Source organism: Streptomyces sp. NBC_00286 (genome assembly GCF_036173125.1).
Taxonomy (GTDB): domain Bacteria; phylum Actinomycetota; class Actinomycetes; order Streptomycetales; family Streptomycetaceae; genus Streptomyces.
Genome location: NZ_CP108054.1, coordinates 5,192,777 through 5,205,160 on the forward strand (window position 1 = coordinate 5,192,777; position 12,384 = coordinate 5,205,160).

At 69.3% G+C, this 12,384-nt stretch carries 12 protein-coding genes; 6 read left to right on the top strand and 6 right to left on the bottom strand.

Going from position 1 to position 12,384, the window contains the following annotated elements:
- Window positions 1-76 precede the first annotated feature (76 nt).
- Window positions 77-1,126, top strand: coding sequence for a M23 family metallopeptidase (locus OHT21_RS23760; RefSeq protein ID WP_328770366.1), 1,050 nt, complete (start codon window positions 77-79; stop codon window positions 1,124-1,126).
- A 23-nt stretch (window positions 1,127-1,149) separates the two neighbouring features.
- Here the strand turns inward: OHT21_RS23760 and OHT21_RS23765 are convergent, their stop codons facing one another.
- Together OHT21_RS23765 and OHT21_RS23770 are read right to left on the bottom strand one after the other, a co-directional pair.
- Window positions 1,150-2,034, bottom strand: a complete 885-nt coding sequence (locus OHT21_RS23765; protein WP_328774198.1) for a Cof-type HAD-IIB family hydrolase — start codon at window positions 2,032-2,034, stop codon at window positions 1,150-1,152.
- Window positions 2,035-2,104: 70 nt separating this feature from the next.
- Entirely contained in the window at window positions 2,105-2,680 is a 576-nt protein-coding gene (locus OHT21_RS23770; RefSeq protein WP_328770368.1) for an RNA 2'-phosphotransferase, read from the bottom strand.
- Window positions 2,681-3,058: 378 nt separating this feature from the next.
- On the opposite strand from OHT21_RS23770, the gene OHT21_RS23775 reads away from it, so the two are divergent.
- The 5 genes from OHT21_RS23775 (at window position 3,059) to OHT21_RS23795 (ending at window position 6,950) form a co-directional block, all read left to right on the top strand.
- The gene (locus tag OHT21_RS23775; RefSeq protein ID WP_328774199.1) at window positions 3,059-4,033 is read left to right on the top strand and encodes an ABC transporter ATP-binding protein; all 975 of its coding nucleotides are present in this window, start codon (window positions 3,059-3,061) and stop codon (window positions 4,031-4,033) included.
- Window positions 4,023-4,928 carry an ABC transporter permease gene (locus OHT21_RS23780; protein ID WP_328770369.1) on the top strand — a complete coding sequence of 302 codons (906 nt, stop codon included), beginning with the start codon at window positions 4,023-4,025 and terminating at the stop codon, window positions 4,926-4,928. Before OHT21_RS23775 ends, OHT21_RS23780 begins: the two co-directional genes overlap by 11 nt.
- On the top strand, window positions 4,925-5,836 hold the full coding sequence (locus tag OHT21_RS23785; protein WP_328770370.1) for an ABC transporter ATP-binding protein: 912 nt from the start codon (window positions 4,925-4,927) through the stop codon (window positions 5,834-5,836). Before OHT21_RS23780 ends, OHT21_RS23785 begins: the two co-directional genes overlap by 4 nt.
- Before the next feature lie 10 nt (window positions 5,837-5,846).
- On the top strand, window positions 5,847-6,566 hold the full coding sequence (locus OHT21_RS23790) for an ABC transporter permease (protein WP_328770371.1): 720 nt from the start codon (window positions 5,847-5,849) through the stop codon (window positions 6,564-6,566).
- A 147-nt stretch (window positions 6,567-6,713) separates the two neighbouring features.
- Window positions 6,714-6,950, top strand: coding sequence for an SGM_3592 family protein (locus OHT21_RS23795; protein WP_328770372.1), 237 nt, complete (start codon window positions 6,714-6,716; stop codon window positions 6,948-6,950).
- 519 nt (window positions 6,951-7,469) lie between these two features.
- On the opposite strand, the gene OHT21_RS23800 is transcribed toward OHT21_RS23795, so the two are convergent.
- The 4 genes from OHT21_RS23800 to efeB all read right to left on the bottom strand — a co-directional run bounded on the left by OHT21_RS23800 (window position 7,470) and on the right by efeB (window position 12,384).
- Window positions 7,470-8,282, bottom strand: a complete 813-nt coding sequence (locus tag OHT21_RS23800; protein ID WP_328770373.1) for an HAD family hydrolase — start codon at window positions 8,280-8,282, stop codon at window positions 7,470-7,472.
- Window positions 8,279-9,565, bottom strand: a complete 1,287-nt coding sequence (serS, locus tag OHT21_RS23805; RefSeq protein WP_328770374.1) for a serine--tRNA ligase — start codon at window positions 9,563-9,565, stop codon at window positions 8,279-8,281. Before serS ends, OHT21_RS23800 begins: the two co-directional genes overlap by 4 nt.
- Window positions 9,566-10,128: 563 nt before the next feature.
- Complete coding sequence (pheA, locus tag OHT21_RS23810) at window positions 10,129-11,061, bottom strand: prephenate dehydratase (RefSeq protein ID WP_328770375.1); 933 nt, start codon at window positions 11,059-11,061, stop codon at window positions 10,129-10,131.
- Between the two features lie 69 nt (window positions 11,062-11,130).
- Complete coding sequence (efeB, locus tag OHT21_RS23815; RefSeq protein ID WP_328770376.1) at window positions 11,131-12,384, bottom strand: iron uptake transporter deferrochelatase/peroxidase subunit; 1,254 nt, start codon at window positions 12,382-12,384, stop codon at window positions 11,131-11,133.

Sequence of the window (12,384 nt, forward strand, 5' to 3'; positions counted from 1 at the left end):
CCGTCCGTGGCATTCGGTCCCTCAGGTGTACGACTTGAACAGGACCGCGGCTCCGGCGCGGGACACGATCCGTTGCATGCGCCCATCTCGCCGCCATCCCCTGCTCCTACCGGCGCTGCTGTGCGCGCTGGCCCTTCTGGCAGCCGGGCCCACGGCGGCCAAGGGCGACTCCGGTGATCCGGAGGGCCTCAGCACCGAGGTGGTACGGCTCTTCGAAGAGGCGTCCGCTGCGACGCGGCGGTACGAGGCAGGGCGCAGGGAGGCCGAGGTGCAGCGGGCCCGGGCGCAGCGGCTGGAGCGGCTTCTCGCGCGGGAGCGGCGGAACATCGCCGTACTGCACGGGGACCTCGGCCGGATCGCGCGCGAGCAGTACCGCAACGGCGGGGGGCTTCCGTACACCGTGCAGTTGTTGCTCGCGGACAGCCCTGAGGAGTTGATGCGTGGTCAGCGTGCCGTGTGGCAGGCGGACCTGGCGGTCAACCACGCCGTCACCAAGAGCCGCCGCGCCGAGGCACGGCTCGCCGCCGACGAGGCGAAGGCCGCAAAGGCCTGGCTGGCGCTGGAACGGCGGAATACACGGCTCGCCGAGATGAAGCAGAGGATCGAGCAGAAGCTCGAGGCGGCGCAGTCGACGCTTCAAGGGCAGGCGGACGCCTCGGTCGCGGCGGGTGCGTGCCGGGGCGCCGTCCGGCTCGACCAGCCGGAGACGGGCCTCACGACGCAGTGGGTCGCGCCATTGGAGACGTACGAACTCTCCGCGGGCTTCGGCAGCGGTGGTGAGCACTGGGCGAGCCGGCACACGGGGCAGGACTTCGCGGTGGACATCGGCACGCCGGTGCGGTCGGTGGGTGAGGGGCGCGTGGTCAAGGTTTCGTGCGGCGGCCCGTTCGGCATCGAGGCCGTGGTGCGGCACGCCGGGGGCTACTACACGCAGTACGCGCACCTCGCGACGGTCGCCGTCGACCAGGGGGAGCGGGTGGCAACCGGGCAGTGGATCGGCCAGTCGGGCACCAGCGGCAACTCGACCGGCCCGCATCTCCACTTCGAGGTGCGCCTGACGCCGTATCACGGCTCGGGTGTCGACCCGGTGGGGTGGCTGGCCGAGCGCGGGGTGCAGCTCTACTAAGAGCGAGAGCCGGCATCTCTCGACTAGGAGAGACCCAGCATCCGCTCGATCACTACGGCCACCCCATCCTCGTTGTTGGCGACCGTGCGTCCGGAGGCCGCGGCGATCACGTCGGGATGTGCGTTGCCCATCGCGTACGACGTGCCTGCCCAGGTGAGCATTTCCACGTCGTTCGGCATGTCCCCGAAGGCGACGACCTCCTCGTGCGAGATGCCGCGCTCGGCGCAGCACAGCGCGAGCGTGCTGGCCTTGGAGACGCCGGGGCCGCTGATCTCCAGCAGGGCGCTGGGGCTGGAACGGGTCACGCCCGCACGGTCGGCGATGGCCAGGCGGGCGGTCATCAGGAAGTCGTCGGGGTCGATCTCGTGGTGGTACGCGAGAATCTTGAGTACCGGTTCGTCGGCGCCGGGACCGTCCGGCGCCAGGAGTTTCTCAGCGGGCGCGAGGTTGTCCGGGATCTCCATGTGCAGCTTCGGGTACGACGGCTCCTGGTGGAAGCCGTATGTCTGCTCGATGGCGAACACCGTTCCTGGCGCGGCCTCGCGGAGCAGTCGTACGGCATCGAGTGCGTTGTCCCGTGCCAACTCGCGGATCTTGACGAAGCGGTGGTTGCCGGCGCCGCCGTGCAGGTCGACCACGGCGGCGCCGTTCCCGCAGATGGCGAGGCCGTGACCGTGGACATGGTCGCTGACGACATCCATCCACCGGGCGGGGCGGCCGGTCACGAAGAAGACCTCGATGCCGGCCTCTTCGGCGGCGGCCAGAGCGGCGACCGTGCGCTGCGAGACGGAGTGGTCGTCGCGCAGCAGGGTGCCGTCCAGATCCGTTGCGATCAGCCGGGGTGGAACGGTGGGGGCCGGAGTCTGGGGCCGGCGGGTCGCTGAGGTCACGCCGCCATTGTCCCGCAGATGCCCGCACGACCGTGCGACGGACCGCACTTACGGCCCACGCCGCCCAGCGGGCTGCCGATGCGGCAGGTCAGTGCCGCTCGGGAAACCGCAGGTAGCGTGGGGGAACGGCGGTCGTGAGCCAGACGCCGTTGGCGCTGACCCGGAAGATATGGCCGTCGCGGTGCATGGCGGCGGCGTCCATGGAGAGCACGACGGGGCGGCCGCGGCGGGCGCCGACGCGGGTCGCGGTCTCGCGATCCGGGGAGAGGTGCACGTCGTGCCGGTTCATGGGCCTCAGGCCCTCGGCACGGATCGCGTCCAGGTTGCGGGCGACGGTCCCGTGGTAGAGGTACGCGGGTGGTGTCGCCGGGGGCAGACCGAGGTCCATCTCGATGGAGTGGCCCTGGCTGGCGCGGATCCGGATGCCCTCGATCGCGAAGCGCCGCTTGTCGTTGGTGGCCACCACGTGGTCGAGCTCGGCCCGCGTGAACCGGAAGCCGTGCGCTGCCGCCGCGGCCATCAGCGTCTCGATCTCGACCCAGCCGCCTTCGTCGAGGGTGAGCCCGATCCGGTCGGGTTGATGCCGCAGGTGTTTGGAGAGGTACTTCGACACCTTCACGGTGCGGCGTTCATCGATCTCGCCTTCGGTCTCGGATTCGTTCATGGCGCCAGGGTGCCTGGCGAGACGCTGATCACGCATTTTATTTGCGTGCGGAGGTTTGATCCACAGCCAAGTGCGTTATCCACAGGGCAAGTTGGTGTTACCTGTGGACAACTCTCCGTCGCTTTCCGTGTTTTCCTCAGCCCTCTCCTCACGGCGGTGGCTCCATCCGTCCGATCGGGCGCAGTGCCCTGGGGACGAAGCGGGCCATGAGGTGGGCCCCACGGGCCTCGGGAGTCACAGGCACCACGGGACAACTGCCGTCGGTTGTTCGACCTCAGGGGGACCCTTACGGGCCCGTAATACCGGAGAGTGACACGGATACAGCTCCCTGGGGTGACGTCCTGCTGTGGCCTGCGCCACTACCTTCGAATCGTGACTGTGATCGCGACCGAAAGCCTGAGCAAGCGGTTCCCGAGGGTAACCGCGCTTGACCGGCTCTCCGTGGACGTCGGGCCCGGTGTGACGGGACTCGTCGGAGCCAACGGAGCCGGCAAGTCCACACTGATCAAGATCCTGCTGGGTCTGTCCCCCGCCACCGAGGGCCGCGCCGAAGTGCTCGGCCTCGATGTCGCCACCAAGGGCGGCGACATCCGCGAGCGGGTCGGATACATGCCCGAGCACGACTGCCTGCCGCCAGATGTCTCGGCCACCGAGTTCGTCGTCCATATGGCGCGCATGTCCGGCCTGCCCCCGGCGGCGGCCCGCGAGCGCACCGCGGACACGCTGCGCCACGTCGGCCTCTACGAGGAGCGCTACCGCCCCATCGGCGGCTATTCGACCGGCATGAAGCAGCGCGTGAAGCTCGCGCAGGCCCTCGTCCACGACCCCCAGCTGGTCTTCCTCGACGAGCCGACCAACGGCCTCGACCCGGTCGGCCGCGACGAGATGCTCGGACTGATCCGCCGCATCCACACCGACTTCGGCATCTCGGTGCTGGTCACCTCGCATCTGCTGGGCGAGCTGGAGCGCACCTGCGACCACGTCGTCGTCATCGACGGCGGCAAGCTCCTGCGGGCCAGCTCCACCACGGACTTCACCCAGACCACGACGACTTTGGCGATCGAGGTCACCGACACCGACGATCACCCGGACGGCACCCGCGCGGTGCGCGAGGTGCTGCACACGCGCGGGATCGACACCCACGACGGCAGCGGACTGCCGGGCGCCGGTCACATCCTGCTGCTCACGGCGGACGGCGAGGAGACGTACGACCTCGTACGCGACATCGTCGCCGACCTCGGCCTCGGCCTGGTCCGTATGGAACAGCGCAGGCACCACATCTCGGAGGTCTTCAAGGACGCCGACGACGCGCGGGACGAAGAGCGGAAGGAGGCGGTCGGCCATGGCGGTTGAGCAGAGCCCGGCCCGGACCGGGGAGCAGACCCGGATCCACAACATCGGCTACCGCAACTACGACGGCCCGCGCCTGGGCCGCGCCTACGCCCGCCGTTCGCTCTACTCGCAGTCCCTGCGCGGCGCGTACGGCCTCGGCCGCTCGGTGAAGTCCAAGGTGCTGCCGATGCTGCTCTTCGTGGTGATGTGCGTGCCCGCCGCCATCATGGTGGCCGTCGCCGTCGCCACCAAGGCGAAGGACCTGCCGGTCGACTACACGCAGTACGCGATCTTCCTTCAGGCGGTCATCGGCCTGTACGTGGCCTCGCAGGCACCGCAGTCCGTGTCGCGCGACCTGCGCTTCAAGACCGTGCCGCTGTACTTCTCGCGCCCCATCGAGACCGCCGACTATGTGCGCGCCAAGTACGCGTCGCTGGCCTCTGCGATGTTCATCCTCACCGCCGCACCCCTGATCGTGCTCTATGTGGGCGCGCTACTGGCCAAGCTCGACTTCACCGACCAGACCAAGGGTTTCGCACAAGGGCTCGTCTCCGTGGCACTGCTCTCACTGCTCTTCGCCGGCATCGGCCTGGTCATCTCGGCGGTCACTCCGCGCCGCGGCTTCGGCATCGCGGCCGTCATCGCCACGCTGACCATCTCCTACGGGGCGGTGTCCACCGTCCAGGCCATCGCATTCGACCAGAACAGCACCGACGCGATCGCCTGGCTCGGCCTCTTCTCGCCCATCACGCTCATCGACGGAGTACAGACCGCCTTCCTCGGCGCCACATCCTCCTTCCCCGGAGAAGTGGGCCCCTCGAGCGGCGAGGGTGTCGTCTATCTCCTCGTCGTCCTGGGCCTCATCGCCGGCTGCTACGGCCTCCTGATGCGCCGCTACCGAAAGGTCGGACTGTGACTACGCTCAACATCGACCACGTATCACGCTGGTTCGGCAACGTGGTCGCCGTCAACGACATCACCATGACGATCGGCCCCGGCGTCACCGGCCTGCTCGGCCCGAACGGCGCGGGAAAGTCCACCCTAATCAACATGATGGGCGGCTTCCTCGCCCCCTCCACCGGCTCCGTCACACTCGACGGCCAGGCCGTCTGGCGCAACGAACAGATCTACCGGCAGATCGGCATCGTCCCCGAGCGCGAGGCGATGTACGACTTCCTCACCGGCCGCGAATTCGTCGTCGCCAACGCCGAGTTGCACGGCCTCGGCAAGAAGGCCGCCCAGAAGGCCCTCGCCACGGTCGAGATGGAGTACGCGCAGGACCGGAAGATCTCGACGTACTCCAAGGGCATGCGGCAGCGCGTGAAGATGGCCTCCGCGCTCGTCCACGAACCGTCCCTGCTGCTGCTCGACGAGCCCTTCAACGGCATGGACCCACGCCAGCGCATGCAGCTGATGGACCTGCTGCGCCGCATGGGTGACGAGGGCCGCACGGTGCTGTTCTCGTCGCACATCCTCGAAGAGGTCGAGCAACTCGCCTCGCACATCGAGGTGATCGTCGCCGGACGGCACGCCGCGAGCGGCGACTTCCGGCGCATCCGGCGTCTGATGACCGACCGCCCGCACCGCTACCTCGTGCGCTCCAGCGACGACCGCGCGCTCGCGGCCGCGCTCATCGCGGACCCGTCGACCTCCGGTATCGAAGTGGACCTCAAGGAGGGCGCGTTGCGCATCCAGGCGGTCGACTTCGGGCGCTTCACGGCGCTGCTGCCGCGGGTGGCCAGGGACCACGGCATCCGCCTGCTGGCGGTCTCGCCCTCGGACGAGTCGCTCGAGTCCGTCTTCTCGTATCTCGTAGCGGCGTAGGAGGCCGAAGATGTACGACCCCACAGTCGCCCGGCTCACCTACCGTGGCCTGCTCGGCCGCCGCCGGGCCCTCATCCTGGGCGCGCTGCCCGTCCTGCTGATCGTGATCTCCGTGGCGGTCCGTGCCTTCACCGGCACCGACGACCAGGTGGCCGCCGACGTCCTCGGCGGGTTCGCGCTGGCCACCATGGTGCCGATCATCGGTGTCATCGCCGGTACGGGCGCGATCGGCCCGGAGATCGACGATGGCTCGGTGGTGTATCTGCTCGCCAAGCCGATCAAGCGCCCCACGATCATCTTCACCAAGCTGATCGTCGCCATCGCCGTGACCATGGCGTTCTCCGCGATCCCGACGTTCCTCGCCGGGATGATCCTGAACGGCAACGGTCAGCAGATCGCCGTCGCGTACACCGTGGCCGCGCTGGTCGCCTCCATCGCGTACGCAGCACTCTTCCTGCTGCTCGGCACGGTCACTCGGCACGCGGTGGTCTTCGGGCTCGTCTACGCGCTCGTCTGGGAGGCCCTCTTCGGCTCCCTGGTGGCCGGGGCGCGCACGCTCAGCGTTCAGCAGTGGTCGCTCGCCGTGGCCCACGAGGTCACGGGCGGGGACCTCGTCACCTCCGATGTGGGTCTGGCGACGGGGACGGTGCTGCTGATCGCGGTGACCGTGGTCGCCACCTGGTTCGCGGGGCAGAAGCTGCGGACGCTGACGCTGGCCGGCGAGGAGTAGGCGCTCCGGGGAGTCGAGGCGGCTCCACGCGCGCGTGCTCGCAGTTGGGGGTGCACGCGCGCGTGGGGCCTCTTTTGATCTTGAGACCGGTTTTACGGGCGCAACGGCACACTTGTCCAAAGGGATGCACGGCAAGGAGGAACGGGGATGGCAAGGCAGGCACCGCGAAGTGACGGTCAGGGGGAGTCCGAGGACACCTGGGACGACCTCGTCCTGGACGAGGACTTCATACGGTCCGCCGAGACGGCCGAGCCGTCGGCGCGCGCCCGTATGCTCGCGGCCCGCTGGCGCAAGGGAGGTCCCGAACCGCAGCCCTGGCGGTCCGACGAGCCGCCCGCGGGCTGGTTCTTCAGCAAGGCGCGGCGGCGCAGGTGGCGCCGCTAGGCGCTCCGCTGGAGAGGCGGTTCGAAGCTGCGGGTCCGTCGTGGCTGGTCGCTCGCCCACTCCCGACTCCGCTCGAGCGGGGGGGGGGGACCCCCATCGCGGCGGAGCCGCACATTGATACAGTCCCGCGCCCCTAAGGCGCGCGACACCGCACCGGACTTCACTAAGGCCGCTCAGCCGCTTCCGGGCCGCCCAGCCCAGTGGTGCCGTTTAATTCGGTGGCGCCCAACTCGGCGTACGGGCAGAGTAGTTATGTCCAGGTCGCCGGGTTCCTCCGGTGCCGCATTCTGGGAGAGGAGCGCGACGATGCCCATCAGTAGCAGTCCGTCGAGCTCCCGACAGGGCAGCCCGCAGCGCACTCCGGAGTAGCTACCTCTCCGTCGAGTGCGCCCCGCACGGGGAGCTGCCCGGGGCGGCCGCTTCGAGCGCGCATATCGCGCGGGCCGCCCCTCCCGACATTGCCGCAACGCTGCCGCCGAGATCTGCCCTACGCCAGGTCACAGCGGCAGCGTTGCGCGCTCAGCCCAGCAACCGCTCCAGTACCACCGCGATCCCGTCGTCCTCGTTGGACAAGGTCATCTCGTCGGCGACCGCTTTGAGTTCCTCATGGGCGTTGGCCATGGCCACGCCGTGCGCGGACCAGTCGAACATCGGGATGTCGTTGGGCATGTCGCCGAAGGCGATCGTGTCGGCCGCCTTGACGCCCAGACGGCGGGCCGCGAGCGAGAGGCCCGTGGCCTTGGAGAGACCGAGGGGGAGGAGCTCGACGATGCCCTCGCCCGCCATGGTGACGGACACCAGACCACCGACCGCCTGACGTGCCGCGTCCGCGAGTTCGTCGTCGGTCAGACGCGGGTGCTGGATGTACAGCTTCGTCAGCGGCTCGGCCCACAGTTCCGTGCGGTCGGTGAACGGGACGGACTGCAGCTGTCCCTGGACCTGGTAGCCCGGGCCGATCAGGACGTCGCCGTCGAGGCCGTCACGGCTCGCGGCCAGTGCCAGCGGACCGACCTCCGCCTCGATCTTGGCGAGCGCCAGGCCGGCCAGCTGCCGGTCGAGGGTCAGCGTGGTGAGCAGGCGGTGCGCCCCCGCGTCGTACACCTGCGCGCCCTGAGCGCACACCGCGATCCCGTCGTACCCGAGTTCGTCGAGGATGTGGCGGGTCCAGGGCGCCGCCCGCCCGGTGACGACGATGTGCGCGGCGCCCGCCGCGGTGGCCGCGGCGAGCGCCTCACGGGTGCGCTCCGAGACCATCTCGTCGGAGCGCAGCAGCGTTCCGTCGAGATCGGTCGCGACGAGCTTGTACGGGAAGGCGGGAGCGGAGTCGCTCACTTGGCGGCCTTGGCGACCGGCTCCAGGATCTCCCGGCCACCCAGGAACGGCCGCAGCACCTCGGGCACGCGTACGGAGCCGTCGGCCTGCTGATGGTTCTCCAGGATCGCCACGATCGTGCGCGGTACGGCGCACAGCGTGCCGTTCAGCGTCGCGAGCGGCTTCACCGTCTTGCCGTCCCGCATACGGATCGCCAGGCGGCGCGACTGGAACTCCGTGCAGTCCGAAGTCGACGTCAGCTCGCGGTACTTGCCCTGGGTGGGGATCCACGCCTCGCAGTCGAACTTACGGGCTGCCGAGGACCCCAGGTCGGCCGAAGCCACGTCGATCACCCGGAACGGCAGCTCCAGCGAGGTCAGCCACTGCTTCTCCCAGTCCAGCAGGCGCTGGTGCTCGGCCGCCGAGTCCGCCGGGTCGACGTACGAGAACATCTCGACCTTGTCGAACTGGTGCACCCGGAAGATGCCGCGTGTGTCCTTGCCGTGCGAACCGGCCTCACGGCGGAAGCACGGCGAGAAGCCCGCGTAGCGCAGCGGGAGGCGGTCGCCGTCGATGATCTCGTCCATGTGGTACGCGGCGAGCGCCACCTCGGAGGTGCCGACCAGGTACAGGTCGTCATTGTCGAGGCGGTACACGTCCTGCGCGGCCTGGCCGAGGAAGCCCGTGCCGGCCATGGCCTGCGGGCGGACCAGCGCCGGAGTCAGCATCGGTGTGAAGCCGGCGGCCGTGGCCTGCGCCATCGCCGCGTTCACCAGCGCGAGCTCCAGGAGCGCGCCGATGCCGGTGAGGAAGTAGAAGCGCGAGCCGGAGACCTTGGCGCCGCGCTCGACGTCGATCGCCCCGAGCGTCGTGCCGAGCTCCAGGTGATCCTTCGGCTCGAAGCCCTCGGCCGCGAAGTCACGGATCGTGCCGTGCGTCTCCAGCGTGACGAAGTCCTCCTCGCCGCCGACCGGGACGTCGGGGTGCACGAGGTTGCCCAGCCGGAGCAGCAGCTCCTGGGTCTCGGCCGCTGCCTCGTCCTGCGCCGCGTCGGCCGCCTTGACGTCGGCGGCGAGCTGACCCGCCTTCTTCAGGAGCTCGGCCTTCTCGTCGCCGGAAGCCTTGGGGATGAGCTTGCCGAGCGCCTTCTGCTCGGCGCGCAGCTCGTCGAAGCGGAGGCCGGACGACCTGCGCCGCTCGTCGGCGGAGAGTAGGGCGTCGACGAGCGCGACGTCCTCTCCACGGGCGCGCTGCGACGCACGCACACGGTCGGGGTCCTCACGGAGCAGGCGAAGGTCAATCACCCCTCAAGGCTACCGGTGCGGTGTTCGGGCCCACGACCCGGTATTCCGATCTGTCGCCGCTGACCGTTATGCGAGAGTTGATCATGTATGTCAATGAAAGAGGCTCAAATCCCCTGAATGGGGCAGTGACGGTTCCGTGCATTGACCTGATTTCCTTGCGGGGAACGGGACTTGGGTCGTGGGTTGTCCACAGGGGCCCGCGCTCCTCGGAGAGTTATCCACAGGCTGTGCGAAAGATCTGTGGACTTCGGAGATGACCGTTCCGAAAGCGGCATGCGGGGGCGAAAAACCCCCGAGTCTGACCCGCTCTCCATGCCCTTTCGGGTGGAAATGGTTCGCTCCAAAGGGTGGGTTGAGGGAAACGGGTAGACGAAGTCCTATCTGCCGTGCTGTGGGTCCAGTTGGGGATCGAAGGGCGATTTGTCGACTGCATCACGCCTCGTTGTCGACTTGTCCCCAGGTCGAGAACGGGCCCTGTGGATAACTTCTGTGGATGAAGATGAGCGGCTGGTAGGACCGGCTTGGACCGGGCACGAACCAGGCATGGACCCGGCTTGGACCGGCTAGAAACGGCCGTCCTGGCAGCGCGCCAGCCAGTCCGAGGCCGCCGCGAACTCGCCGTCGGACGTCCCCGCTCCTGGAGTGCGTACGTCCTGGAGGTCGACCTCGGCCCGCGGATAGGACCCGAGGAACCGCACCTGCGGACACCTCCGCTTGAGGCCCATCAGCGCCTCGCCCACCCGGCGGTCCGCGATATGGCCCTCGGCGTCGATGGCGAAGCAGTAGTTGCCGATGCCCTCACCGGTCGGCCGGGACTGCAGCAGCATCAGGTTGACGCCGCGTACGGCGAACTCCTGGAGCAGTTCGAGCAGGGCGCCCGGGTGGTCGTCGCGCTGCCAGACGACCACGGACGTCTTGTCCGCGCCGGTCGGCGCCGCGGGCCGGGCGGGCTTGCCCACCAGCACGAACCGGGTCTGCGCGTTCTCCGCGTCGTGGATCCCGGTCTCCAGCGGCACCAGGCCGTACTTCTGGGCCGCGAACTCACCCGCGAAGGCCGCGTCGTAGCGTCCCTCCTGCACCAGGCGCGCGCCGTCCGCGTTCGAGGCCGCCGACTCCCAGATCACGTCCGGGAGGTTGTTCTTCATCCAGATGCGCACCTGCGGCTGGGCGGCCGGGTGCGCGGTCACCGTCTTGATCTCCGAGAGCTTCGTGCCAGGCCTGACCAGCAGGGCGAAGGTGATCGAGAGCAGCACCTCGCGGTAGATCATCAGCGGTTCGCCGGCGACCAGTTCGTCGAGCGTCGTGGTGATGCCGCCTTCGACGGAGTTCTCGATCGGGACGAAAGCCGCCTCGGCCTCGCCGCCTCGGACCGCGTCGAGCGCGGCGGGTACGGACACCATCGGGACGAGTTCCCGGGTGGCGGTCTCCGGGAGTGTGCGCAGGGCGACTTCGGTGAAGGTGCCCTCGGGGCCGAGATACGCGTAGCTGGCTGGCATGGCCTCACCCTAATGCGCCGTGCGCAGCCGGGTTGACGCTTCCGCTCCCGGCCGCCCCAGGGGGCTTTCTCACCCCTCCAGCAACCGCTGCCCCACGTACTCCCCCTTCGCCGCCCCGCCCGGCACCGCGAACAGTCCGCTCGCCTCGTGCCGGATGAACGTCGACAGCGCGTCTCCCCGGTCGAGCTTGCGCTGCACCGGTACGAAGCCGCGCAGCGGGTCGGCCTGCCAGCAGACGAAGAGCAGACCCGCGTCCGGTACGCCGTCCTCGTCGAAGCCGTCGTGGAAGGAGAACGGCCGGCGCAGTATGGCGGCGCCGCCGTTCTGGTCGGGCCGCGTGATGCGTGCGTGCGCGTTGATCGGGATGATGAGCTTGCCGGAGGCGTCCGTCTTCTCCAGCTCGGGCTCCGTGGTCTCGGTGCCGCCGGTCAGCGGTGCCCCGTCCGATTTGCGCCGCCCGATGACGTCCTCCTGGTCCTTGAGCGGGAGCTTCTCCCAGTCGTCGAGGAGCATGCGGATACGGCGTACGACGGCGTAGGAGCCCCCGGCCATCCATGCGGGCTCGCCCGCATCGGGTACGAAGATCCGCTGGTCGAAGTCTGCTTCGGACGGCTTCGGATTGCGTGTGCCGTCGATCTGTCCCATCAGGTTGCGGGCCGTCATCGGCTGAGCGGTGGCGCCCGGCGAGCGGTTGAAGCCGTTCATCTGCCAGCGGACCCGGGCCGCCGAACCGGCGTCCTTCTGGATCGCGCGCAGGGCATGGAAGGCGACAAGAGCGTCGTTCGCGCCGATCTGCACCCACAGGTCGCCGTCGCTGCGCGCCTTGTCGAGCTGGTCCGAGGAGAAGTCGGGCAGCGGGTCGAGGGCGACGGGGCGCTGCTTCTCCAGTCCCGTACGGGAGAAGAAGCTGTGCCCGAAGCCGAAGGTGACGGTCAGGGACGAGGGGCCCGCGTCACGTGCGACGGCCGTGTCCTCGCTGCCGGCCGCTTCGCCCGCCATCAGCCGCTGGGCCGTGGCGGACCAGCGGCGCAGCAGCGCGGCCGCCTCCCTGCGGCCCGTACTCCCCGCCAGATCGAAGGCGACGAGGTGGCCGCGTGCCTGGAGGGCGGTGGTGATGCCCGGCTGATGTTTCCCGTGAAACATCACCTCGTCCGCGCCGACCGAGCTGAGCGGCACGGCCTGATCTTCGGAGGGAGCCGCGACGTAACCGGCGGCCCCGCCCGCCGCACCGAGCGCGAGCCCCGTGGCACCGGCGGTACCGAGCAGCCGCCGCCGCGAAATGACCCCCTTGGGAGAGGTCTCCGGAGTGGATTGTTCAGCCAT